The following is a 22,986-nucleotide window of genomic DNA, read 5'->3' as shown; positions in this document are numbered from 1 at the left end:
TGGGAAATTCCCCACGTTTCTGCGCAACAGCGGCGCTTTTCGCTGTGTCTGGCAGGGTGCGGAAATCACCCCGCGGTTCGATTTTTCAGCACGAGATTTTGCTGGTAAAGTTTTCTGCTGTTGCCCCCCTAGCTCAGTGGTAGAGCGCGTTCTTGGTAAGAACGAGGTCACCGGATCGATTCCGGTGGGGGGCTCTCAAATGGGAGGCCCGCCAAAGATCGTAAGATTGGAGCGGGCAGTCTCATTTATGGCGGTGTAGCTCAGCTGGTTAGAGCGCACGACTCATAATCGTGAGGTCGCGGGATCGAGTCCCGCCACCGCTACAAATGTCAGGCCGGCGGCTCCCGTGAGCTGTCGGCCTGTTGTGTTTTCCGGTGTTGGCACCAGGACCGGGCTATGGTCAGCCTCCTTATAGTATGGGGCGCGAGGCACATCGACAGGACAGGAACCATGACTGACAACGATTCGGCCTGGGGGCCGGGCGAGAACCCGGAAGACTTTCCGACCCGTGCAAGCCGGCGCCGCACCGGGCGTGACCCCGGAACAGGTCCTATCTCGGAGGTCCCACGATTTGCGGACCGCTTGTCGCCGGCCCCGCAGGTGCCGCAGCCGGCGCCGCAGCAGGGACAGCAGAGCGCGCAGCCGGAGAGGCAAAGCGAGGACACCGTGCGGCGTCCGGTGCTCGACATCCGCTTCGACGAATCGGCACACGGCGTCCGCACCATGTCCGTCCCCGTCGTTCTTCCCCAGCAGCCGCCGGCGCCCTCCACCGGCCCAGCGGCGCCCGCTGCATCCGCGGCCGTGAAGTCCACCGTGTCCGCTCCGGTGCCGCAGGCACCGACGCCGGCACCGAAGTCGACCGTGTCCACTCCGGTGCCGCCGGCACCGCGCAACGCGCCGGAGGGCCGCATGCACTCAGAAGCCGGAGGCACGACGACGGCCGTCACCACCCTGCCTCCCGTTCCGTCAGCGCCGAGCGCCCCTGCCGAACCGCCACGCCAGTCGCGCAGGCAGGACTCAGCCGAGGGCCGGCGTCGTTCCTTCCTGGCACCGGATAACGGCACTGTTCCTGCGGAGACGGGGTTCCGCGGCCTGCTGTCCCGGATGGGAGTCCGCGTGGCTCCGTCCAAGCGGGAACTGATCTCCCGGGCGCACACGCGTGCCGTCAGCCAGCACTGGCCCGGCCCGCGGACCATCTCGGTGGTGAATGGCAAGGGCGGCGCGAACAAGACGCCCACCACGGTCATGCTCGCTGCAGTCTTCGCCCGGAACGGCGGGGGACCGGTGCTCGCCTGGGACAACAATGAAACCCGCGGGACGCTGGGCTGGCGCACCGAACAGGGTCCACACAATTCCTCGGTGATGGACCTGCTGCCTGAGACGAGCCAGCTGTTGGCTCCCTCCGCGCAGTCAGCACTGCTTGCCCGCTACGTCCACCACCAGACGGAGGACAAATACGACGTCCTGCGGTCCAAGCCGGACGTGCTCGCCTCCGAGCAGAAGGTCACAGCCGACGACTTCGACGCACTCCACGAGGTTGCCTCCAAGTATTTCCGGTTGAACATCGTCGACTCCGGAAATGATGAGACGGCCGAGCGCTGGCTGCGCATGATCCACCACACTGACCAGCTGGTGATCGCCACCACCACGCTCGAGGAGCACGCGGAAGCCGGCGCCCTCCTGCTCGAGGCTCTTCGTGCTCGGGGCGGGAAGTATGCGGAGCTGTCGCAGAACGCCGTCGTCATCGTCAGTCAGTCGGACAAGAACGGGACAGCGGCGCAGGCGCAGCACATCGCCGACGGATTTGCGCAGCTTGCCCGAAGCGCCGTCACCATTCCCTACGACGTGGCGCTGCTGAAAGGCCGGATCCGCTGGGGTTCTCTTAAGCCAGCGACGCAGGGTGCGTGGCTTGCTGCTGCCGCCGCAGTGGCTGACGGGCTCTAATAGTCAGGTTGCTTATCATTCCGATCGTTCCTAGGCTGGGAACGTAAGCCAACGGAATTGGAGGAAGCATGACTATGCACAATATTTCCGGAAAGAAAGTGGCCTTCCTGCTCACGGACGGCGTTGAACAGGTTGAGCTCACCAGCCCCTGGGATGCCGTGAAGGGTGCCGGTGGAGTGCCATCGCTCGTCGCCCCGTCGGAGGGCTCGGTGCAGGGCTTCAACGGCACGGACAAGGGCGATGAATTTCCCGTCGACCTGACGGTCAGTCAGGCAAAAGCCGAGGACTTCGACGCACTGGTGCTCCCCGGCGGCGTCGTCAATGCTGACCATCTGCGGGTGGACAAGGACGCGCAGGCCTTCACCCGCAGCTTCTTTGAACAGCACAAGCCCGTTGCGGCGATCTGCCACGCTCCGTGGCTGCTCATTGAAGCCGGCGTGGTCAGCGGCCGGTCCATGACCTCGTACCACACACTCGAAACGGACCTCCGTAACGCCGGTGCCGAATGGACCGACGACGAGGTCGTGGTGGACAAGGGGTTCGTCACCAGCCGTAATCCTGATGACCTGCCCGCCTTCAACGACAAGGTGCTCGAAGAAATCGCCGAAGGTCCGCACGAGGGACAAACGGCCTAAACCCCTAGAGGGGTACTTCAGGCAGAGGGGTCCGGTAGCGTGGCGACATGCTTACCGGACCTTTCCTGTGCCACGGCGTGTCCTGGAACCGGTCCGGCCCATCCCTCACACTCGCCACGCCACCCGGGGTCCCGGCATCGTTGCCGCTGGATGATCTCCCGGCTTTGCTCGGTTTCCGCCTCCTCGGCGACAGGGGTGAACGCTTCTGTCTGGGCTATTCGAAGGTGCTGGGACCGACTGACCGCCGCGCTTTCCCCTGCCCGGAACAGACGACGGCGGAACGCGGCTACCAGTGCGGGCCCTGTTTCGCGCGGGACGACTTCCGGTTCATGCACGACGTTCACCGCTCCGGTGTGGCGCCTCCCGGGCTTGCCGCCTATCTCGCTCAGGAGCACTGGCTCTACGTGGCGACTTTCGCCGACGGTTCCACCAAGGTCGGAACGGCGTCGCACCGCAGCAAATGGAGCCGACTGACCGAGCAGGGCGCGGTCGTTGCCCGTTACGTCGCCCACGCCGACGACGGCCGGATAGTCCGCGTCCTTGAGGACGCTGCAACCCGTCATGCCGGTCTGCCGCAGGCTGTCCGGTCGGCGGCGAAGACCGCAGCCCTCGTCCGTCCGCTGGCGCCGGCGGAACTGGACGCCGTTAATCGTGCAGCGGCTGATGCGCTGCGGGAATTGCTGGCCGCCGGCGTCGGCATTGACGGGTTCGAAACGGTGGAGGAACAGTGGCAGCCGCCGGGCAGTTGGGAACAGGTAGTGACGGCGCGGGCACCGGTCTACCCGCTCAGTTTCGAAACCGGGGATCACGGCGGCACTGTCCTCGCGCTCCTCGGACAGACCGCGCTGCTGGGGCTGCCGGAAGGCGGGTTCCTCCTGAACCTTGCACTGCTGCGGGGCCGGCGCGTTGAGCTGGGGGAGTTCCGATCCGCGCCTATCGCGGTGCAGGACGAGCTGTTCTAGCGGCGGACGCCTCAGGGCCCTTCTGCCAGGCGGGCGTTGATCTTCGCAACATACCCCGAGGCACCTCTTGGAATAGGTTAGGCTAGCCTTTGTAAATTCTGCTGCGGCTTTCGCCGTTACCTCCAGGAGTATCCCTATGCCTCGACCCAAGCTCCTTGCTGCCTGCACCGCGTTCGCGGTACCCGTGCTGGCCCTCTCGGGATGCGGCGTCCTCGGGATCGGTGCGGCGCCCGCCGACCTGCAGATCTACTCGGCCCGCCACTATGACCTCGAGGGTGCTTTCGCTGAGTTCACCGACGAAACCGGCATCTCCGTGGAGTTCATCACCGGTGATGATGCGGAGCTGCTTGAACGCCTCAAGGCCGAGGGCAGCGACACCCCCGCAGACGTCTTCATGACTGTGGACGCCGGGAATCTCTGGAACGCCGCGCGTCAGGACGTGCTGGCTCCGACCAGCTCGGATGCCCTCGACGAGGCCGTTCCCGAGGACCTGCGTGACCCGGAAGGGCAGTGGTTCGGGCTGGCCATCCGGGCACGAACCCTCACCTACAACCCGGAGAATGTCGATCCGGCCGAGTTTGACGCCACGGACAGCTACGCGGGACTGGCTGATCCGAAGTGGAAGGGGCGGTTGTGCATGCGTGATGCCACGTCCTCCTACACGCAGTCGCTGGTTGCGAGCCTGATCGATCTCCACGGACGGGACAGGGCGCTGGACATCGTCAAGGGCTGGGTGGCCAATGACGTGGACATTCTCAGCAATGACATCCTCCTGCTCGAAGCGATCGACGCCGGTGCCTGCGATGTGGGAATCAACAACCACTACTACCTGGCACGCACCCTCGAGGAGAACCCGGATCTGGCAGTGGACCTCTACTGGGCCAGCCAAGAGGGAGCCGGCACCCATGTCAACATCTCCGGTGCCGGGGTTGTGGCCAACTCAGATAACGCGGCCCAGGCCCAGCAGCTCATTGAGTGGCTCGCCACCACGGGGCAGAACGCGTTCGTGGACGCCAACCATGAGTTCCCGGTGAACCCGGCCGCCGAGCCTGAGCCGGTGATTGCGGAATTCGGTGAGTTCGGCCGTATGCCGCTGAACGCTGCAGCCTACGGCGACCTGAACGCCGAGGCAATCGACGTCCTCGCCGAGGCCGGCTACCAGTGAGCGAATCGGCTGTCCTGGTTGACGCAGCCGTTGCCGGTCAACGCCGGCGCCGCCTGACCGGGAACGGCCGTCCGCTGTGGTCCGCGGCTGTGGTGCTTGCTGCAGCACTGGTGGCGACTCCGGTCATCGCTGTGATGGTGGACGGACTGGGGAGCCTGAACTCCGGCAGCATTCCGCAGGACATCGGCTCGATGGTCCTGGTCACGGTGCTCCTGCTGGCGGGAGTTGGTGCGGGAACGCTGCTGATCGGCGGCGGCCTCGCGTGGCTGGTGACGGCCTATGATTTTCCCCTGCGGAAACTGCTCTCCTGGGCGCTTGTCCTTCCGCTGGCCATGCCCGCCTACATCCTGGGTTTCGTGTTCCTCTCCACCTTCGACGTCGGCGGACCGGTGCAGGCCGCGTTGCGGGCAGTGCTCGGTCCCGGCGCCTGGCTGCCTGACGTGCGCACGCTGACGGGCGCCGTCGTCGTTCTGTCCCTGACGCTCTACCCGTACGTCTATCTTCTGGCGCGGTCGGCGCTCGTTGAGCAGAGCGCAACAACGTACGACGCCGCGCGCACCCTCGGTGCCGGCCGTGCCCGCACGCTGTGGCGGGTGGTGATCCCCCTGGCGAGGCCCTCGCTTGCGGCGGCATTGGCGCTGGTCATGATGGAAACCCTGACGGACTTTGCAACGGTCCAGTACTTCAACGTCCAGACCGTTTCCGTGGGCGTTTACCTTGTCTGGAAAGGCACCTTCGACTTCAACGCGGCAACGCAGCTTTCCGTGCTGGTGCTCTTGTTTGCGGTTGCCGTGCTGGCCGGCGAGCGGCTCCTTCGCGGACGGTCGCGATTTCACCAGAAGCCCGGGCGGGGCGAGGGCCTGCAGCCTCGGAAGCTCACCGGCTGGACCGGATGGGCTGCAGCCCTGGCCTGCCTCGGCGTGCTCGGGCTGGGGTTCATCCTCCCCGTCGTGCAGCTCATCGGCTGGGCTGCGGGTGAGGCGCTTGCTTCGCCGGAACCGCTGGTGGACCCGCGCTTCGTCGAGTATCTCGTGAACAGTGTGACCGTTGCGCTGCTGGTTGCACTGGTGTGCGCGGGACTCGCGCTCATCACAGGGCACGCGCAGCGTTTGGGTGGAGGTCCGGTTGTGGCGACGGCCGCGCAGGTCACCACCTTCGGCTATGCCGTGCCGGGCGCGGTGATCGGCATCGGTGTGCTCATCGCTTTCGCCCGCGCGGATGAATGGCTGGAGTCCGCGGGCGTTCCGGGCGGCACCGACCTGCTCGTTACCGGGTCTGTGGCCGGGATCCTCGTTGCCTACGTGGTGCGCTTTCTTGCCCCTGCCTATCAGGCGGTCGACGCGAGCTTCGCCAAGATATCGCCGGCACTCACCTCCTCCGCGCTCAGCCTCGGAGCGACTCCACGCCGGCTCCTGGCACGTGTGCATCTGCCGTTGGCCCGCCGCGGCGTGGCTGTCGCTCTGGCGCTGGTGGCGATCGATGCCGTGAAGGAGCTGCCGATCGTGCTTCTGCTGCGACCCTTCGGATTCACCACTGTCTCTGTCTGGGTCTACGAGTTGGCCCGGGAGAATTTTTGGGAGAAGGCCGCGTTGCCGGCACTGGGCATCATCGCGGTGGCCGTCATCCCGGTGTTCTTCCTGTTCCGGCGGTCGGCGGGCCAACAGGTAGGGAGCGTGACCCATGGGCGGTGACATGTTCAACGTCAGCACCGCGCTGACCCTCAACGGTGTGAGCCGGCGTTACGGTGCCGTACCGGCCGCTACCTCCCTCGACCTGACAGTAGCCCCCGGTGAGATGCTCACCGTGATCGGGCCGTCGGGTTGCGGAAAATCAACGATGCTGCGCATGATCGCCGGCCTGGAACGGCCTGACTCCGGAACAATCACGATCGCCGGCGACGTTGTCGCGGACCGGCGGACCTTCCGGGAACCTGAACGCCGCCGCGTGGGTCTGGTGTTCCAGGACCACGCGCTGTTTCCCAACCTCACGGTCGCTAAGAACGTCGCCTTCGGGCTGAACAGGCTGTCCGTCCCCGAACGGCGCAAGCGCGTAGCCGAGGTGTTGGAACTGGTCCGCCTCGATCATCTTTCCGCCCGCTATCCGCATGAGTTGTCAGGCGGGGAACAGCAGCGGGTGGCGGTGGCGCGCGCCCTGGCGCCCCGCCCCGCCGTCGTGCTGCTGGACGAACCATTCTCCAGTCTGGATGAGACACTCCGGGCGCGGGTACGTGCGGACATCGTAGCGGTGCTGCAGGAGACGGGAACCACCAGCCTGTTGGTGACGCATGACCAGACGGAAGCGCTGTCCGTGGGAGACCGGGTTGTTGTCATGCGCGACGGCGTGATTGAACAGGCTGACACACCGGAGAAGGTGTTCGAGCAGCCCGCCACACGCTTTGTGGCCTCCTTCATGGGCGATGCCGACTTCCTTCCGGCGAACGTCCACAATGCACTGCTGACCTGCGAGATCGGTGTTGTCTCGACCGTACCGGGGTGGGCGAACTGCGACGTGAACGTTGACGTCGTTCTGCGCCCGCATGAAGTGGCGCTCGCCCCCGATCCGGGTGCATCCGCGCGCGTTGTTTCGCTGGAGTACCGGGGGGCCTTCGTTTTGCACTCTGTCCGTCTGGCATCGGGCCGCACGCTGCGGTCCTGGCAGCCGCACCATGTGCGGTACGCCCCGGGTACCGCGGTCACCGTGACTGTCGCGTCCGGGACCTCGCCGACACTGCTGGTGGATGACCGGGCGGTCACCGAGCCGCCGATCGGTCTCGCCGGCCGCGCAGCGCAGACGCCGGAACCGTTCCCGATCCCCACTTCGAGGTGAACCTGTGTCTCTGACAACGCCGATTCTGCCCCTGAAATCCGCTACCCGGTCCGTAGGATTCGCAGCGGAGCTCGCCCGCTTCGCGGACAGTCCTGCGATCATCACGGATGGCGGAACCCTCAGCTACAGTCAGCTGGCGGACCGGGTGGAAGCCGTGGTGGACCGTCTCGGTCCGGACCGGCGGCTGGTGTTGCTGGCAGCAACCAACGACGTCGACTCCCTCGTCGCGTATTTGGCGGCACTTTCCGCCGGGCATCCGGTGGTCCTCGTGCCGGGAGACAAGCCCGCCGCCGTGGACTCGATTCAAAGCGCGTTCGACCCGGACGTCATCGTCGCGGCGGGCGACGGGAACGGCACGCCGCGCATCCAGGAGATCCGGGCCCTGACCAGCCACGAACTGCATCCCGACCTCGCCCTCCTGCTGAGCACCTCGGGATCAACGGGTTCACCGAAGCTGGTCAGGCTCTCCCACCAGAACCTGGAGTCGAACGCGGCGGCTATCGCAGAGTATCTGCGGATAGGCCCGGCGGACCGTGCGGTCACCACGCTCCCGATGTCCTACTGCTACGGATTATCGGTTCTCAACAGCCACCTGCTGACGGGAGCGTCACTGGTACTCACCGACCTTTCAGTCGTGGACCCCTGCTTCTGGGAGTTGTTCCGCCGAACGGACGCAAGCGCCTTCGCGGCCGTTCCCTACACGTTCGAGCTGCTGGAGCGCGTCGGTTTTCCCGACATGGACCTGCCGAAGCTGCGTTACCTGACTCAAGCGGGCGGTCGACTGGCCCCGGATCTGGTGCGGCGGTACGCGGACCTGGGGAACGACCGGGGCTGGGAACTGTTCGTGATGTACGGCCAGACGGAAGCAACGGCACGGATGGCCTACCTCCCGCCCGCCCTTGCTGCGGAAAACCCGTCCCGAATCGGCGTGCCCGTACCCGGTGGCAATTTCCGGGTCGATCCGGTCGACGGTTTGGACGACGGCGAACTCGTGTACACCGGCCCCAACGTCATGCTGGGGTACGCGGAGACTCCCGAAGACCTCGCTGCAGGCCGAACCGTAAACGAGCTGCGCACCGGGGATCTTGCCCGGCGGCACCCTGACGGTCTGTACGAGGTGGTCGGACGGCGCAGCCGCTTCATCAAGGTCGCGGGATTGCGGATCGACCTCGGGTGCGTGGAGCAGATCCTCGCCGGCCTCGGCGTCCGCGCTGCCTGCGCCGGGACAGATGATCGCCTGGTCGTCGCGCTGGAGGGCGACCACGAGCCCGGCCTGCTCCGGAAGGTGCTGGCGCGGGACCTCGGGATACCGCGCGGGGCACTGGCGATGTACGCCGTGGAGCAGCTTCCACGGCTCAGCAACGGGAAGCCGGACTACCAGTCGGTCCTGGCGCTTGCCGAGCCCGCCCCGGAGCCTCGAGGACCGTCGGTCACCCGGAAGGAGGGTCCACGTGACGTGCGTGCAATTCTGGCCGAGCAGCTGGAGGTAGCCACAGTCGACGATCACAGCACCTTCGTATCACTGGGCGGCGATTCACTGTCCTATGTAGCAACGTCGGTACGCCTGGAGCGGGCCCTCGGCACCCTGCCCGCAGACTGGCATGTGCGGTCCGTCGCTGAGCTAGAAAAGGTTGCAGAGCCTGAAAAGCTTGGTTCACCCATACGGCGGCGGAGATTCTTCGCGCCCGTCGAGACCAGCATCGTGCTGCGGGCCGTCGCCATCATCCTCATCATCAGCACGCACATTGGATTGTTCCGTTGGGAAGGTACGGCCCACGTGCTGCTGGCCGCAGCCGGGTTCAACTTTGCGCGCTTCCAGCTCGAGGGCGAGCGCTGGCACCGGTTGCGGCGCCAGCTGACCAGCATCGCCCGCATAGTGGTGCCGAGCGTGGCGTTGATTTTTCTGGGTTATCTCATCACCGACCATTACAGTGTTGCGAACATCTTCCTGCTGAACGCGCTGGTCGGCCCCCAGGAGGTAACCCCCGAATGGCACTTCTGGTTCGTCGAGGTTCTGACCTACCTCCTCGTCGGCGCTGTTACGCTGCTTGCTGTTCCTCCCGTTGCTCGGCTGGAACGGCGTTCTCCCTTCGGGTTCCCGCTGGGACTCGCCGCCGTCGGTCTGCTGACGCGATTCAATGTTGTTGACCTCGAAGTGCCGAATACTGCCCCGGCGCTCTGGCTGTTCGCCCTCGGATGGGCCGTGGCTCGGGCACGGAGTACCGCGCACCGCTTCCTGATTACAGCGGTTGCGCTGCTGTGCATCCCCGGCTTCTTCTACGGGGACCTGCCCCGCGAAATGACCCTCCTGACAGGAATGCTGCTCCTCGTCTGGGTTCCCAGGCTCCCGGTCCCCACCGTCCTCCAGCAGCTGACAGTGGTGCTGGCGAGTGCTTCGCTGTACATCTACCTCACCCACTGGCTCGTGTTCCCGCACCTTGAAACCCTGCATCCCTCGGTGGGCGTAGCTGCCTCCCTGATTGCCGGAGTACTCTACTGGGCGCTGGTCATGCGGGTGCCGGGGCTGTTCCGTCGAAAGACTCCAGCGCTGACCAGAAGCCGGCGGAGATTGCTTCGGTAGGGTTAAAGAATGCTGAACACGCCCTGGGATACCGGATCGCCGCTGTACCGCCGGCTTGTCATCGCTGCGCTGATCCTCACCGGCGTCGGAATCCTGCTGGCCATCGCCGGAGCCATGCTCGAGACGGATCCGCTGGTCTTCGCGGCCCTGCCGATCATCATTGCGGGAATGGCGGCACACCTGGCCGGCCTGGTGGTGCGCGGACGCGACGCCAGGCGCCGGCACCGTCCGGACGGCGGTACCAGGCCAACCAGCCGGTAGCCTGACGAACAGTTACCCTGAACAGGCGTGCCCGCGACGGGAAAGCCCGGATCATAAGGAGTTTCATGACGATCAATCCCGACCTCCAGGGGCGTAGTTACCCCGCTGGTGAGGTCTACACCGTAGGGCGAGAGAAGATTCGCGAGTTCGCCCAGGCAGTAAAGGCGACGCATCCGTCGCATTTTGACCCTGAAGCCGCACGCGCGCTGGGGCACCGTGACGTCGTGGCGCCGCCCACGTTCGCAATCATCATCGCCCAGCGGGCTGACGCACAGCTGATCAATGACCCCGAGGCCGGCATTGATTTCACCCGGGTGGTCCACGCAGACCAGCGGTTCATCCACCACCGGCCAATCGTCGCCGGTGACGAACTCGTTGCCGAACTCCACGTCGATCAGGTCCGGGCCATGGGCGGCGGAGCGATGATCACCACCCGCGCTGAAATTTCCACCGTCGAGGGCGAGAAAACCGCAACAACCACGTCATCCATCCTGGTGCGCGGGGAGGAGCAGTAAGAATGGCAATCACGCTGACGGATCTCGAGGTGGGCCAGGAAATCGGCCGCTCCTCGATCGACGTCACCCGGCTGGACCTGGTGAAGTACGCAGGCGCATCCGGGGACTTCAACCCAATCCACTGGAACGAATCCTTTGCGCGCGGAGTGGACCTGCCCGGAGTCATCGCCCATGGCATGTTCACCATGGGTTCGGCGGTTCAGGCCGTGACCGACTGGATCGGTGACCCGGCCGCCGTTATCGACTACCAGACCCGCTTCACCCGTCCGGTGGTTGTTGACGACACCACTGCGCAGCCGGGCAACGCCGGAGCGGTCATCGAGGTTGTCGGAGTTGTCGGGGCGCTGGATGCGGACAATTCGACTGCCCGCATCGACCTGACCGTCTCCGCCGGGGGACAGAAGGTGCTCGTCAAGGCACAGGCAGTGGTGCGGATCTGGTGACATCCCTCGCCCGGTTCACCACGTCGGCCGTCGGGGGCCCCGCCCGCAAACTCGTGGTGGCACGCACCGAAGCGGAACTCATCGATGCCGTCCGCTCCGCCGATGAAGCGGGGGAGCCGCTCCTGCTCGTTGGCGGCGGCTCGAACCTGCTGGTGGCGGATGCCGGTTTCGCCGGCACAGTGGTCAAAATCGCTTCGACCGGCTTCACCGTGAACGACGACGACGCAACCTGCGGAGGCGTGATGGTCACCGCCCAGGCCGGGCAGCCCTGGGATGAGCTCGTCGAGTACACGGTGAGCCACGCCTACTCCGGGCTGGAGGCGCTCTCCGGCATCCCGGGGTCCACCGGGGCGGTACCGGTGCAGAACGTCGGCGCATACGGTGCAGAGGTGTCCCACACCATCGCCATGGTTCGCACGTATGACCGCGAAACCCGGTCCATCAAGTCCCTCGCCAACTTCGATCTCAAGTTCGGGTATCGGGACTCCCTTCTCAAGCGCACCACCGACGCCGGCTCTCCCCGCTATGTGGTGCTCACGGTCCAGTTCCAGCTGGGACTCGGCCGCATGAGCGCACCGGTGCGGTACGCCGAGCTGGCCCGGGAACTCGGCATTGACACCGGCGGACGAACCTACGCCAACGATGTGCGAGGCGCCGTGCTCAAACTGCGCGCAGCCAAGGGCATGGTCCTGGACCCGGCTGACCGCGATACCTACAGCACCGGATCCTTCTTCACGAACCCCGTGGTGGACGAGGCCGCGGCGGAGACCCTACCGGCAAATGCGCCCCGGTACCCGATGCCCGGCGGCGCCGTGAAGCTCAGTGCGGCCTGGCTCATCGAGCAGGCGGGCTTCGGCAAGGGCTTCGGCCTCGCGGGGGATGCCGGCCATCGTGCGGCAGGCGGCAGGGCCTCGCTGTCGACCAAGCACACCCTCGCCGTCACCAACCGCGGCGAGGCATCAGCGGAGGACCTGCTGAGTATCGCCCGGCTGGTTGCCGACGGTGTGGAGGATCGCTTCGGCATCCGCCTGCACCCAGAACCCCTGCTGATCGGCTGTTCTCTGAACTAGAGAGCGCCGACGCTTCACGTGGTTGCCCGCCGCCGCGCTTTCTCGGCCGCCGCGCGGGTCTGCATGACTGCGTGGCGGTGCCACCGGCTGTCCACGAGTTCCCGGCTGCACAGCCACTGGACCAGCCGCGAGATCAGGCTGATCTGCGCAAGCCGGTCGTGAAAGTCCGGAAGCAGCCATGCGCCGCTGAGGAACCGGGGAAGCGCGAAGACCAGCTCCTCCGCACCGAGTACCCGTTCGAAAGCGCCCGCAGGCTCGAACTGCCGCTCCAGGGCGAGCAGCGCCGCCGTGTCCACGCTGACGGTGGAGTGCCCCTCCTGGTCGAGAAACAGCCGCAGGTGGTTGAAGACGCGCCCGTAGCGCTCAACCGTGGCGGGATGCCTGCCCGCGGCGCTCGCCGAAAAGTACCGCGTAAGAATCTGGTCTACCGGAATCTGGGTCATGCAGCATAGTCTGCCCGGCACCCCTGACATTTTTCTAGTACAAGTCTCCGAGTAAAAAAAAGAGGGCGTGAAAACTGCCTAAAGGTTGCCGGTCGCGATCAGGAGCGCGCGGCGAAGCGGCTCGGCAGCACCCCACAGGAGCTGGTCTCCCACGGTGAACGCACTGATGTACTCCGGCCCCATCTCGAGCTTGCGGATTCGTCCAACGGGAATCTGCAGCGTTCCGCTGGCCGCTACCGGGGTAAGGCCCTGCAGGGTGGCTTCCTTGGTGTTGGGAACCACGGTTGCCCACTCGTTGTCCTGGTCGATCAGTGATTCAATCTCGTTCACGGAGAGGTCTTCGGTGAGCTTGAGCGTGAGCGCCTGTGAGTGGGAGCGCATGGCGCCGATCCGCACGCACAGTCCGTCGAATGGGATCCGAGATCCGTCAATGTCCTTACCCAGGATCTTGTTGGTTTCCGCGCCGGCTTTCCACTCTTCCTTGGACTGCCCGTTGCCGAGGTCCGCGTCGATCCACGGGATCACCGATCCGGCAAGCGGCACCCCGAACTGGGAGGCATCCATGGCTGGATTCTTCTGCTGGGCCAGCACTGCCCGGTCGATATCGAGAATCGCCGAGGCCGGGTCCGCCAGGTTGTGGGCGACTGCGCCGTGGATGGAGCCGAACTGGTCCAGCAGCTCGCGCATGTGCCGGGCTCCGCCGCCGGAGGCCGCCTGGTAGGTCATGGAGGTGCCCCACTCCACCAGGCCGTTCCGGAACAGTCCGCCAAGGCCCATCAGCATGCAGGAGACCGTGCAGTTGCCGCCGATGAAATCCCGGACGCCGCGGGCAAGCCCGGCATCGATGACGTTCCGGTTGACCGGGTCCAGCACGATGATGGAGCTTTCCTCCATGCGCAGCGTGGAGGCGGCATCGATCCACAGGCCGTCCCATCCGGCGTCGCGCAGTTTGGGGTACACCTCCGAGGTGTACCCGCCGCCCTGGGCGGAAACGATGATGGGCAGCTTTGCCAGGGCCTCCACGTCATAGGCATTCTGCAGCGGACCGGCGCCATCGGCGAACGACGGCGCGGCACCACCGGCATTGGACGTGGAGAAAAAGACCGGATTGATGAGGCGGAAGTCGCCCTCATCCTGCATGCGCTGCATGAGGACCGAACCGACCATCCCACGCCAGCCGACCAGACCGACGGAGGGCACGGATGAGGAAAGGTGCGCAGCGGTTGTCATGCATCCAGTTTAGGGGAGGATGCCAAACCGGCGCCGGTCGGTTACGTCACAGCCGAGTCCCAGTATGACGACGACGGCGCGCGGCTCAGTACGCAGGCCGCGGAAGGCCGCGCTCCTCACGCAGCTTGTGCGCACGCCATTCGCGGATCAGGTTCCGCACCGCGTATGCCTCCAACACGATCAGGAGAGCCGGAATAACAAGGAACCCGATCGTTTCTGTATCGCCCTCCACCAGGAGGCCCTGCAGCGGCAGGTAGAGGAAGACGGCGATAACCGCAGCGATGGCGAGGACGTACACCAGATGTCCCCACCGGGTGTTGATGCGCGGGCCCAGCCCCAGGCGGCCCACCCCGTATTCCTCCGGCGTGTAGCTCACCAGCTCACCGTTGATCGCGCGCATCAGCACGCGCTTCTCGCCGGTCCGTCCAATCTGCTCTTCGTGCGCAGCCTTGGCCCGGGCATCGCGGTGTTCCCGTTCAGCGTTATAGACCACTGGTTCAGTCCTGCCGAAGGGTGCGCAGCCGGGCCAGGACGTCTTCGTCGGACAGGCCCGTCTCGGATGCCACGGAGTCCGCTCCGGGCTGCCGGCGGCCAACGGTCCACGCTCCTGATTCGACCTTGATGAGGAGTTCGCCGGCATCAGGGGTTTCACGGTTCTTGACGATCGCACCGCCGTCCGGATGCTCAGCACAGTGCGACTGCACGATGAAGAAATTCGCCTCGGCGCCGGTGATGTCCGGTCGCTTGGCCATCGCGAACCAGGTGAGATGGCTGCGCGGCTGCATCAGGATCTCGTACTCCGCAGATTCGATGGAAATCACGCTGTCCGAGTAGTTGGGCGCAACGAGGCTGAGCTCGATCCGGCGCTGCGCCGTGGTGAGCGCACGGGTCACTGCGGCAACAGGCCCACCCACCGAGAGGACGCCGTCGTCGTCGGGGACAGCCAGCCCGCGTGCCACCAGGGAGGAGCCGCCCGCCGCAACCATGCGGGTGTCACCGACTTCATCGCTCACCCGCAAGGCCGCGGCACTCGCCGTTGCGGCAGCGCCTGGAGCGAGACTCAGCAGGGCTGCCACCTCGGCGAACCCGAATCCGATGGCGTCGGGATACGGGCTGTCGGCCTGCTCAGGCTTCGACACGGTCTCGGTCATCGTGCTGCTCCTCGTGCAATTGAAGTCCTAGAAACCAAAGAAATCACCGACTGCTTCCGCCCCGTCGGAAAGGGCGCCGCTCACGTCCTCAGCGGTGTCGGCAATTGCCCCGCCCACTGCGTTGACGGCGTCGTGTACTACCGGAACGTTGTCATAGATGGCGAGGGCGCCGCTGGCCACCATGGCGACTGTACCGACAGGGGGAGGCGCAAAGGACGCAAGCCCCAGAACTGTTTTCACCCCGGAGTAGGCGGCTGCGCCCTCGTCGCCCTCGTTCCAGTGGACCACTGTGTCATACAGGTCGAGTCCGGTGCCGACGACGCCGAGCCCCTTGCCCAGCACATCGAAGGCAGCGAACGCCCGGGAGCCTTCCGTGAGGTTCAGGGCCGTGTGCCAGTTCCCGTCGAAGAGGTCACCGGAGGTGTTGAAGAAGCCGCTGAGCATGTTCGAACTGCGGAACGCCGTCCATGCTTCCGGGTCCAGGAACCCGCTGCGGAGGGCCGGCGTCAGCATGGCGCCGATGTCGAAGAGCCCGGCACGCATGTTGGGGAATGCCTTGATGAGCTGGTAGATGTCCCAGCCGTCGCGGAAGGGGGAGTCGGGTCCAAGCAGCCAGTCCGGCCCGGGGACGTCTTCTCCGGGTAGGGGTGTGCGCCCCTGGTCACCAGCGGGTGTCATTCCAGGAGCGCCGGGCGCACCGGGGCCTCCGGGCCCATCGGCGTCCGAGCTGGTGCGCTCCTGGTCCGCGGCCTGCTCCAGCAGTTCTGACTTGGCGCGCTCAAGGCTGGTGGAGGCGGACAGGATCTGCATCCGCAGCACGGTGTTCCACCGCTGGCGCGTCTGATCCGCGTCAGTGCCCTTCCAGAACCCGGGATTGTTGACCACCGCGGAAACGCTGGACGAGATGTCGAGCAGCGACTGTGCCCCTGTACTGCAGTGCTGCGCCAGCGAGCGCAGCTGATCCGGGTTTGCCCCCAGCGTCCCAGTCATTGTCCCCCGCGTCTTTCCCTGTGTCTGATCCCGGTACCGCCCTGAGACTACCCAGTGCCGGTGTTCTCACGCGATGGGGAGGGCTGCCCATGACTGTCCGTCCGGGTCCACAGACTGATCCGGAACCGCGTGCCGTTGTGGGACGTGTTCCAACCCTCGGACGGCTCAACTCCGGTGAGATTCCATGAGCTCGCTAGTGCAGGGGCGTAGGTGTCACCCTCCTCTGCCGAGTCGATCACCGTGACAAAAGCGGCGTTAGCGAGCTGGGCCGCCTCTGCATAGATCTGACCGCCGCCGATGATCCAGATCTCGTCAGCGCCCTCACTCCGCTGTGCCTCGCTGAATGCCTCTTCAAGCGAGCCGACGACGGCGGCACCCCGGTAGCGCGCCGGGTCCGGTTCCTGCCTGCTCACCACGATGTTGGTGCGGCCGGGCAATGGACGGTACTTCTCCGGGAAGGACTCCCAGGTTCGCCTGCCCATGATGACCGGGTGCCCCTGGGTGGTGCGCTTGAAGTGGGCGAGGTCTTCCGGCAGGTGCCAGGGCATGGTGCCGTCCCGGCCGATGACGCCGTCCACGGTCTGGGCCCAAATCATCCCGACAACCGGGGTGCCGACCAGAGCAGCGGCGCTCAATGGCTCGTTCATACGGCGATCGGGGCCTTGATGGTGGGGTGGTGCTGGTAGTTCTCCACCGTGAAGTCTTCGAGCTCGTAGTCGAAGATGCTCTCGGGCTTCCGGTTCAGGCGCAGCGACGGGTAGGGGTAGGGCTCGCGGGACAACTGTTCGGCGACCTGCTCCAGATGACTGTCGTAGATGTGAACGTCCCCGCCGGTCCACACGAACTCGCCTGGTGCAAGGCCCACTTGCTGGGCGACCATGAGGGTGAGCAGCGCGTAGGACGCAATGTTGAACGGTACGCCGAGGAAGGTGTCCGCGGAGCGCTGGTAGAGCTGGCAGGAGAGCTTGCCCTCAGCCACATAGAACTGGAAGAAGGCGTGGCACGGAGGCAGGGCCATGTTCTCGATGTCCGCGACATTCCAGGCCGAGACGATGTGCCGCCGGGAATCCGGATTGGTCTTCAGACCTTCGATGAGGCGTTCGATCTGGTCGATGTGGCCGCCCTCGGGCGTGGGCCACGAACGCCACTGGACGCCGTACACGGGACCAAGCTCACCGTCCTCGTCAGCCCATTCGTTCCAGATCCGCACTCCGCGTTCCTGCAGCCAGGACACGTTGGAGTCGCCGCGGAGGAACCAGAGCAACTCCAGGGCCACTGACTTGAAGTGCACCCGCTTGGTGGTGATGAGCGGGAAGGACTCTGCGAGGTCGAACCTCAGCTGCCGCCCGAAGACGCTGCGGGTTCCGGTGCCGGTCCGGTCCGATTTCGGGGTCCCGTTGGCCAGGACGTCGCGGAGCAGGTCTTCGTAGGGTGTGGGAACCGGGGTAGTCACGGCACCCAGTCTATGACTGGAACCTTCACTGCCGGAATCAGTCGTCATAGGCACGGAATTGCTCAACGGAGACCACCTGGCCCTGCTTCCGGGAGCTCACCTGGCAGATGATCGCCTCACCCGGAGCCAGGTACGGATCCGACGCCGGCAGCAGCTCGCCCAGATGGGACGGCATGTGCGACCGGAGCACGTCGAACAGGAGCGGCAGCACCGGGCGATGGCTGCACACGGCCACCGGGACGCGCCGGTCGAACAGCTTCTCGACCGTGTTGCCGGCCCGTCCGGGCTTACGGGCGGCGTCGCGTTCGGTGATGGCGTCCACGAGCTTCAGCTTCGCGTCGGAGCGCTTCACATACGGCATGATCGTCTGCACGCACCGGTCCCACGGGCTGCTGACTATGCGTTCGGGCCACCACGCCTCCAGGAGGCGGCTCACGGCCTGTGCCTGTCGCCGCCCGGACGCGGCGAGCGGGCGCTCGCCCTCGGCACGGGTCCACGAGGACCGCGGCTTGGCCTTCGCGTGGCGGACGACGATCAGCGGCCAGGTGGCCAGACGGTCCTCCGCGAATGCCTCAACCAGGGCATCCAGCGGCTCCCTGTCGGAGGGGTTGCTGAGCAGTTCGGCGGCGCGATCGGCGGAACACCACAGGAAGTCGTCCACCTCCCTGCCATCCGGCTGCGGGGTAGCGGTATCAACCTTCGCCGCCCAATAGTGGACCACCTTCAACCCGGACGCCACCGGGTACTCGATGGTCGGCAGGGGGATGCCGAGCTGCACCGGAATGCCGATTTCCTCACGGACCTCGCGTACGGCGCACTCCGGTGTGGTCTCGCCGGCGTCGATCTTGCCTTTCGGCCAGGACCAGTCGTCATAGCGGGGACGATGGATGAGGAGAACTTCCAGCGCGCGGGAGCGCTTGCGCCAGCACAGTGCACCGGCAGCGACGACGGCGGCGCCCTTCCTGCTCTGTTTGCTGTCTACCGCCGTATCGGGCTGCGTCATCACTGGCGGGCGGGCCGCAGACGGCTGCGGGAACGGGAGGCCAGCAGCCAGGACTGCACGTCGCTCAGTGGGTTGCCGTCGTCGTCCTTGTGGTGGCGGATCCACTCTCCGTCGCTGTCCAGGTGCCAGCTCGCCGTACCGCTGTCGAGGTAGCGGTCCATCAGCGACAGTAGATAGGTGATGTGTTCGGGTGAAGACAACTGGACCAGGGCTTCCACCCGGCGGTCGAGGTTGCGGTGCATCATGTCGGCTGAACCGATGAACACTGCCGGATCTCCGCCGTTGGCGAAGGCGAAGACGCGTGAGTGCTCCAGGAACCGGCCGAGGACGGACCGGACAGTGATGTTTTCGCTGAGGCCCGGAACGCCGGGGCGTACAGAGCAGATACCGCGGACAATCACGTCCACCCGTACCCCGGCCTGCGACGCCCGGTACAGGGAGTCGATGAGCGCCTCATCAACGATCGAGTTCACCTTGATGGTCACGCGGGCTTCGAGGCCCGCCTGGCTGTTGGCGATCTCCTGTTCGATGCGCTCGATCAGTCCGGAACGGACGGAGCGCGGCGCCACGAGAAGCCGCTTGAACGTCGATTTGGGGGCGTAGCCGGAGAGCTGGTTGAAGAGCCGTGAGAGGTCCTCGCCCACCTGGTGGTTGGCGGTGAGGAGCCCCAGGTCCTCGTAGTAGCGGGCCGTGCGTGGGTGATAGTTGCCGGTGCCGATGTGGCAGTAGCGGCGGAGTCCGTCGATCTCCTGGCGAACCACGAGGGAGAGCTTGCAGTGGGTCTTCAGGCCCACGATGCCGTACACGACATGCACGCCTGCCTGCTCAAGCTTCCGCGCCCAGGAGATGTTCGCCTGCTCATCGAAGCGGGCCTTGATCTCCACCAGCGCGAGCACCTGCTTGCCCGCTTCGGCCGCGTCGATCAGCGCATCGACGATGGGGGAGTCGCCCGAGGTCCGGTACAGCGTCTGCTTGATCGCCTGGACCTTCGGATCCACCGCGGCCTGCTCGAGGAACGCCTGCACGGAAGTGGAGAAGGAATCATACGGGTGGTGCAGGAGGATGTCCCGGCGCCGCATGGCTGCGAAGACGTTTGCGGCCTTCGAGGTTTCGCTCTCGTTGAGGTCCCGGCTGGTGTGCGCCACATGCTTCGGGTAACGGAGCTCGCCGCGGTCAATACGGGCGATGACGCTCAGGCCCCGCAGGTCCAGCGGAGCGGGCAGGTCATAGACCTCCGACTCCTCGACGCCGAGCTCCCGGGAGAGCAGCGCGCGGATGCTGGGGTTGATGTCGGTGGTGACCTCAAGGCGGACGGGCGGGCCGAACCGGCGCCGCAGCAGTTCCTTCTCGAGCGCCTGCAGCAGGTTCTCGGCGTCATCCTCCTCAACCTCGAGGTCTTCGTTTCGGGTGACGCGGAACGTGTGATGCTCTAGGACCTCCATGCCGGGGAACAGCTGGTCCAGGTGGACCGCAATGACCTCCTCCAGCGGAATGAAGCGGGCGTTCCGGCCGGCCACGTTGCCTGCCCGCGGTCCGTCCACGGAGATCAGCCGCGGCAGCTGGTCGGGCACCTTCACGCGAGCGAAGAGTTCCTTGTCGCTCACCGGATTACGCACGACGACGGCGAGGTTCAGTGAGAGCCCGGAAATGTAGGGGAACGGATGTGCCGGATCGACGGCGAGCGGCGTCAGGATGGGGAAGACCTTTTCAGCGAACAGCTTGTTCAGGTCCTGCCGCGCAACCTCGTCCAGCTGATCCCAGGTGGTGAGGTGAATGTTCTCCGCGGTGAGCCCAGGCCGGATGTACTCGGCGAAAATGGCGGCATGGCGGCGTTGCAGCGCAAGCCCGTCAGTCATGATCGTCTCGAGCTGCTCGATCGGGCTCAACCCGGCGGCGGAGGGGACGGCCAGGCCCGTGGCGATCCGGCGCTTCAGGCCGGCCACCCGCACCATGAAGAACTCATCCAGGTTGGAGGCGAAGATGGAGAGGAAGTTCACGCGTTCCAGCAGGGCCAGGTCCGGGTCTTCCGCAAGGTCCAGCACGCGGGCGTTGAAGTGCAGCCAGCTCAGCTCGCGGTCCAGGAAGCGGTCGGCGGAGATCTCGCCTGCCGGCAGGAGGCTCGGCGCGAACTCGGGAATGTCGATGCGGTCCTGGGTTGCCCGGGCGGGAGCCACTTCGGACGATCCGTACCGTGCCGGGACCCTGGCGGCGGTTTCGGCTTCCATGGTGTCTCCTTTTGTGGTTCTGGCGTGGCTCGCTGCCTGCCGTGGCAGCACAGGTCGAGGCCCTTCCCAACCTTACAAGTTGTCGGCTGTGTTACCCGGTGCGTACATGACGTCGACGTCCCACCGGGTGAAGCCCAGCGAACGGTACAGGGCGACGGCGGCAGTATTGTCCGCGTCCACGTACAGCATGATGGCCTGCAGGCCCAGCGAATGCAGGTGTTCGATCCCGGCAATGGTCAGCGCCTTCCCCAGGCCCATGCCCTGCGCGGCGGGAGTCACTCCCACGACATACACCTCGCCGATGGCTGGGTGCTTGCCGCTGCGGGGATGCACCTTGGTCCAGTGGAAACCGAGCAGTTCCCCGTCCGCCTCCCGCACCGCAAGGATCAGGCCCTGCGGATCGAACCAGTCCTCCGCCATGCGTGCCTGCAGGTCCTCGAGCGTCATGGCGCCCTGCTCCTGGTGGTGTGCAAAGGCGGCAGCGTTCGCGTCCAACAGGGCCTGCTCATCCCGGCCCGGTTCAAAGGTGCGCAGTCGAACACCAGCGGGAACCACGGCGTCGGGCACTGTTGCTTCGAGGGCGGCGCGCGTCTGCCGCATCCGCCACAGTTCGCGGACGGGGGTGAACCCCGCTTTACCCGCAAGTTCGACGGCGGCCGCATGGTTCCCGTGCGACCACACCCGCAGCTCAGGCAGCCGGCGGTCCTGCAGCGCGCGCACCAGGCTGCTGCCGACGCCCTGGTTGCGGTAGGTGGGACGGACAACGAGCTCCAGCACGCCCGGTTGGCCGTCGCCGCGGGAAAGACTTACGACGGCGACGCCGGCCAGCTCCTCCCCGGCCTCACCGGTGCCGTTTTCGTCACTGGCGTAGGTCGCGAAGACCAGTAGGGAATCCGGGTGTCCATGCGAGGCGCGCAGGTTCACCAGCGTCTGCTCGGACAGCGGAGGGTTGCCGTCAGCGTCTTCCGCAGCGCGGGCGAGGCCGGCGATGTCCTGCAGGACCTCATCGCGTGGAGCGCCGCCGATGGTGCGGATGGGCCAGGTGGGTGCGTCAGCTGCCGTCATTTGACCAGCGTAGCCGTGGGCACCGCCGTTCCGGGAGGGTTTTGGCGGCGCCGGGCGGCGTACTGTAGGCTTTTCTAGCGTTCGAAAGAGTGCAACCGGGGGGATGCGCCAGTGGGGCGCCCTCGATACGTTCGACCCGTATGTCCTCCACAAAAGACGAAGGCTCCTTTTCCGCAGCGCGGGAAGGGAGCCTTCGTCTATGCCTGCTGGCTGAGGTTCATGCCTGCTGGCTGACGGCGGAATCACCCGGTTGGCGGCTCAGCGTGAACCGGTAGCCGACGTTCCGCACGGTGCCGATCAGCTGCTCATGGTCCGCGCCCAGTTTGGCCCGCAGCCGGCGGACGTGCACGTCGACGGTCCGGGTGCCTCCGTAGTAGTCGTAGCCCCACACCTCGTGCAGCAGCTGGTCGCGGGTGAAGACCCGGCCGGGGTGCTGCGCAAGGTACTTCAGCAGCTCGAACTCCTTGTAGGTGAGGTTCATCGGCTCGCCGCCCACCCGTGCGGTGTAGCTCGCCTCATCGATGAAGACGCCCGAGGCATGGATCTCGCTCGAAACCTCCTCGGCCGCAGTGTTCGCCCGCGAGATGACAAGGCGCAGCCGCGCCTCGACCTCGGCCGGACCCGCGGAGTCGAGGACGACGTCGTCGGCCAGCCAGTTCGCGGCTACGGCCGCCATTCCGCCTTCGGTGAGCACCAGCATGAGCGGAGCGCTGAGCCCTGTGGCACGCAGCAGTTGCGTCAGTGAGCGGGCACCCACCAGGTCCTTCCGCGCATCGATGATGACGACGTCGGACGGTTCAGTTTCAAGCAGGGCAGTGGGCTCGGCTGGAAGGATGTGCACCTTGTGGCTGAGAAGCTCCAGCGCCGGAAGGATGTCCACGGAGGAGCCAGGGCTGTTGGTCAGCATCAGGATGTGCGGCATGTGTCCTCCAGGGATTGGGACGCGCATCATCGGGCGGGCGCAGCGGTGACCGGATGCCGGAAACAGCAGGACGTTCCGGCGGGCCGGCAGCGGATTGAAGTC

The 22,986-nt window shown here is 65.9% G+C and carries 22 protein-coding genes and 2 tRNA genes; 13 read left to right on the top strand and 11 right to left on the bottom strand.

What is annotated here, in order from left to right; genetic code table 11:
- Positions 1–122 precede the first annotated feature (122 nt).
- From JOD47_RS03085 to JOD47_RS03025, 13 genes are all read left to right on the top strand, one after another.
- Positions 123–194: transfer RNA gene (locus JOD47_RS03085), tRNA-Thr, on the top strand.
- 55 nt (positions 195–249) lie between these two features.
- Positions 250–323 (top strand) — tRNA-Met (locus tag JOD47_RS03080).
- A gap of 127 nt (positions 324–450) precedes the next feature.
- Positions 451–1,944: a MinD/ParA family ATP-binding protein gene (locus tag JOD47_RS03075; RefSeq protein ID WP_204531839.1), complete on the top strand. Its 1,494-nt coding sequence runs from the start codon at positions 451–453 to the stop codon at positions 1,942–1,944.
- 68 nt (positions 1,945–2,012) lie between these two features.
- Entirely contained in the window at positions 2,013–2,579 is a 567-nt protein-coding gene (locus JOD47_RS03070) for a type 1 glutamine amidotransferase domain-containing protein (protein ID WP_204531837.1), read from the top strand.
- A 47-nt stretch (positions 2,580–2,626) separates the two neighbouring features.
- Positions 2,627–3,541: a DUF2797 domain-containing protein gene (locus tag JOD47_RS03065; protein WP_204531836.1), complete on the top strand. Its 915-nt coding sequence runs from the start codon at positions 2,627–2,629 to the stop codon at positions 3,539–3,541.
- Positions 3,542–3,677: 136 nt separating this feature from the next.
- On the top strand, positions 3,678–4,706 hold the full coding sequence (locus JOD47_RS03060) for an extracellular solute-binding protein (RefSeq protein WP_204531835.1): 1,029 nt from the start codon (positions 3,678–3,680) through the stop codon (positions 4,704–4,706).
- Positions 4,703–6,397, top strand: coding sequence for an ABC transporter permease (locus JOD47_RS03055; RefSeq protein ID WP_204531833.1), 1,695 nt, complete (start codon positions 4,703–4,705; stop codon positions 6,395–6,397). The genes JOD47_RS03060 and JOD47_RS03055 overlap by 4 nt, the downstream gene beginning before the upstream one ends.
- Entirely contained in the window at positions 6,387–7,532 is a 1,146-nt protein-coding gene (locus JOD47_RS03050) for an ABC transporter ATP-binding protein (RefSeq protein ID WP_204531831.1), read from the top strand. The genes JOD47_RS03055 and JOD47_RS03050 overlap by 11 nt, the downstream gene beginning before the upstream one ends.
- 4 nt (positions 7,533–7,536) lie before the next feature.
- Positions 7,537–10,113 carry an AMP-binding protein gene (locus JOD47_RS03045; protein WP_307836188.1) on the top strand — a complete coding sequence of 859 codons (2,577 nt, stop codon included), beginning with the start codon at positions 7,537–7,539 and terminating at the stop codon, positions 10,111–10,113.
- Between the two features lie 9 nt (positions 10,114–10,122).
- A complete protein-coding gene (locus JOD47_RS03040; protein WP_204531827.1) occupies positions 10,123–10,374 on the top strand; it encodes a hypothetical protein in 252 nt (83 codons plus the stop codon).
- A gap of 65 nt (positions 10,375–10,439) precedes the next feature.
- Entirely contained in the window at positions 10,440–10,889 is a 450-nt protein-coding gene (locus JOD47_RS03035; protein ID WP_204531825.1) for a MaoC family dehydratase N-terminal domain-containing protein, read from the top strand.
- Positions 10,890–10,891: 2 nt separating this feature from the next.
- Entirely contained in the window at positions 10,892–11,332 is a 441-nt protein-coding gene (locus JOD47_RS03030; RefSeq protein WP_204531823.1) for a MaoC family dehydratase, read from the top strand.
- Positions 11,329–12,402, top strand: a complete 1,074-nt coding sequence (locus tag JOD47_RS03025; protein WP_204531821.1) for a UDP-N-acetylmuramate dehydrogenase — start codon at positions 11,329–11,331, stop codon at positions 12,400–12,402. The genes JOD47_RS03030 and JOD47_RS03025 overlap by 4 nt, the downstream gene beginning before the upstream one ends.
- A 14-nt stretch (positions 12,403–12,416) precedes the next feature.
- Here JOD47_RS03025 and JOD47_RS03020 read toward each other — a convergent pair whose 3' ends face one another.
- From JOD47_RS03020 to JOD47_RS02970, 11 genes are all read right to left on the bottom strand, one after another.
- Positions 12,417–12,845, bottom strand: coding sequence for a hypothetical protein (locus tag JOD47_RS03020; RefSeq protein WP_204531819.1), 429 nt, complete (start codon positions 12,843–12,845; stop codon positions 12,417–12,419).
- Positions 12,846–12,923: 78 nt separating this feature from the next.
- Entirely contained in the window at positions 12,924–14,075 is a 1,152-nt protein-coding gene (gene asd / locus JOD47_RS03015) for an aspartate-semialdehyde dehydrogenase (protein ID WP_204531817.1), read from the bottom strand.
- Between the two features lie 85 nt (positions 14,076–14,160).
- On the bottom strand, positions 14,161–14,568 hold the full coding sequence (locus JOD47_RS03010) for a hypothetical protein (protein WP_204531809.1): 408 nt from the start codon (positions 14,566–14,568) through the stop codon (positions 14,161–14,163).
- A gap of 4 nt (positions 14,569–14,572) precedes the next feature.
- The gene (locus JOD47_RS03005) at positions 14,573–15,226 is read right to left on the bottom strand and encodes a hypothetical protein (RefSeq protein WP_204531807.1); all 654 of its coding nucleotides are present in this window, start codon (positions 15,224–15,226) and stop codon (positions 14,573–14,575) included.
- A 27-nt stretch (positions 15,227–15,253) separates the two neighbouring features.
- Positions 15,254–16,216 carry a hypothetical protein gene (locus JOD47_RS03000; RefSeq protein ID WP_204531805.1) on the bottom strand — a complete coding sequence of 321 codons (963 nt, stop codon included), beginning with the start codon at positions 16,214–16,216 and terminating at the stop codon, positions 15,254–15,256.
- 47 nt (positions 16,217–16,263) lie between these two features.
- A complete protein-coding gene (locus JOD47_RS02995) occupies positions 16,264–16,863 on the bottom strand; it encodes a dihydrofolate reductase (RefSeq protein WP_204531803.1) in 600 nt (199 codons plus the stop codon).
- The gene (locus tag JOD47_RS02990) at positions 16,860–17,717 is read right to left on the bottom strand and encodes a thymidylate synthase (protein ID WP_204531801.1); all 858 of its coding nucleotides are present in this window, start codon (positions 17,715–17,717) and stop codon (positions 16,860–16,862) included. Before JOD47_RS02990 ends, JOD47_RS02995 begins: the two co-directional genes overlap by 4 nt.
- Positions 17,707–18,672, bottom strand: a complete 966-nt coding sequence (locus tag JOD47_RS02985) for an NUDIX hydrolase (RefSeq protein ID WP_204531799.1) — start codon at positions 18,670–18,672, stop codon at positions 17,707–17,709. The genes JOD47_RS02990 and JOD47_RS02985 overlap by 11 nt, the downstream gene beginning before the upstream one ends.
- A complete protein-coding gene (locus JOD47_RS02980; protein WP_204531797.1) occupies positions 18,672–20,897 on the bottom strand; it encodes an RNA degradosome polyphosphate kinase in 2,226 nt (741 codons plus the stop codon). Before JOD47_RS02980 ends, JOD47_RS02985 begins: the two co-directional genes overlap by 1 nt.
- A gap of 72 nt (positions 20,898–20,969) precedes the next feature.
- Positions 20,970–21,962, bottom strand: coding sequence for a mycothiol synthase (gene mshD, locus JOD47_RS02975; protein ID WP_204531794.1), 993 nt, complete (start codon positions 21,960–21,962; stop codon positions 20,970–20,972).
- A gap of 217 nt (positions 21,963–22,179) precedes the next feature.
- A complete protein-coding gene (locus JOD47_RS02970; RefSeq protein WP_204531785.1) occupies positions 22,180–22,884 on the bottom strand; it encodes a winged helix-turn-helix transcriptional regulator in 705 nt (234 codons plus the stop codon).
- Positions 22,885–22,986: the final 102 nt, after the last annotated feature.

The organism is Arthrobacter tumbae (assembly GCF_016907495.1).
GTDB lineage: Bacteria > Actinomycetota > Actinomycetes > Actinomycetales > Micrococcaceae > Arthrobacter_D > Arthrobacter_D tumbae.
Note: the sequence above shows the minus strand (reverse complement) of the source record. Positions and strands in the feature narration are given on the sequence as shown.

Bases quoted from the DNA above. Each gene is read 5' to 3' on its own strand.
- JOD47_RS03075 (WP_204531839.1), top strand. From the start codon at position 451: ATGACTGACAACGATTCGGCCTGGGGGCCGGGCGAGAACCCGGAAGAC.
- JOD47_RS03070 (WP_204531837.1), top strand. From the start codon at position 2,013: ATGACTATGCACAATATTTCCGGAAAGAAAGTGGCCTTCCTGCTCACG.
- JOD47_RS03065 (WP_204531836.1), top strand. From the start codon at position 2,627: ATGCTTACCGGACCTTTCCTGTGCCACGGCGTGTCCTGGAACCGGTCC.
- JOD47_RS03060 (WP_204531835.1), top strand. From the start codon at position 3,678: ATGCCTCGACCCAAGCTCCTTGCTGCCTGCACCGCGTTCGCGGTACCC.
- JOD47_RS03050 (WP_204531831.1), top strand. From the start codon at position 6,387: ATGGGCGGTGACATGTTCAACGTCAGCACCGCGCTGACCCTCAACGGT.
- JOD47_RS03040 (WP_204531827.1), top strand. From the start codon at position 10,123: ATGCTGAACACGCCCTGGGATACCGGATCGCCGCTGTACCGCCGGCTT.
- JOD47_RS03035 (WP_204531825.1), top strand. From the start codon at position 10,440: ATGACGATCAATCCCGACCTCCAGGGGCGTAGTTACCCCGCTGGTGAG.
- JOD47_RS03030 (WP_204531823.1), top strand. From the start codon at position 10,892: ATGGCAATCACGCTGACGGATCTCGAGGTGGGCCAGGAAATCGGCCGC.
- JOD47_RS03020 (WP_204531819.1), bottom strand. From the start codon at position 12,845: ATGACCCAGATTCCGGTAGACCAGATTCTTACGCGGTACTTTTCGGCG.
- asd (WP_204531817.1), bottom strand. From the start codon at position 14,075: ATGACAACCGCTGCGCACCTTTCCTCATCCGTGCCCTCCGTCGGTCTG.
- JOD47_RS03005 (WP_204531807.1), bottom strand. From the start codon at position 15,226: ATGACCGAGACCGTGTCGAAGCCTGAGCAGGCCGACAGCCCGTATCCC.
- JOD47_RS03000 (WP_204531805.1), bottom strand. From the start codon at position 16,216: ATGACTGGGACGCTGGGGGCAAACCCGGATCAGCTGCGCTCGCTGGCG.
- JOD47_RS02995 (WP_204531803.1), bottom strand. From the start codon at position 16,863: ATGAACGAGCCATTGAGCGCCGCTGCTCTGGTCGGCACCCCGGTTGTC.
- JOD47_RS02990 (WP_204531801.1), bottom strand. From the start codon at position 17,717: ATGACGACTGATTCCGGCAGTGAAGGTTCCAGTCATAGACTGGGTGCC.
- JOD47_RS02985 (WP_204531799.1), bottom strand. From the start codon at position 18,672: ATGACGCAGCCCGATACGGCGGTAGACAGCAAACAGAGCAGGAAGGGC.
- JOD47_RS02980 (WP_204531797.1), bottom strand. From the start codon at position 20,897: ATGGAAGCCGAAACCGCCGCCAGGGTCCCGGCACGGTACGGATCGTCC.
- mshD (WP_204531794.1), bottom strand. From the start codon at position 21,962: ATGACGGCAGCTGACGCACCCACCTGGCCCATCCGCACCATCGGCGGC.
- JOD47_RS02970 (WP_204531785.1), bottom strand. From the start codon at position 22,884: ATGCCGCACATCCTGATGCTGACCAACAGCCCTGGCTCCTCCGTGGAC.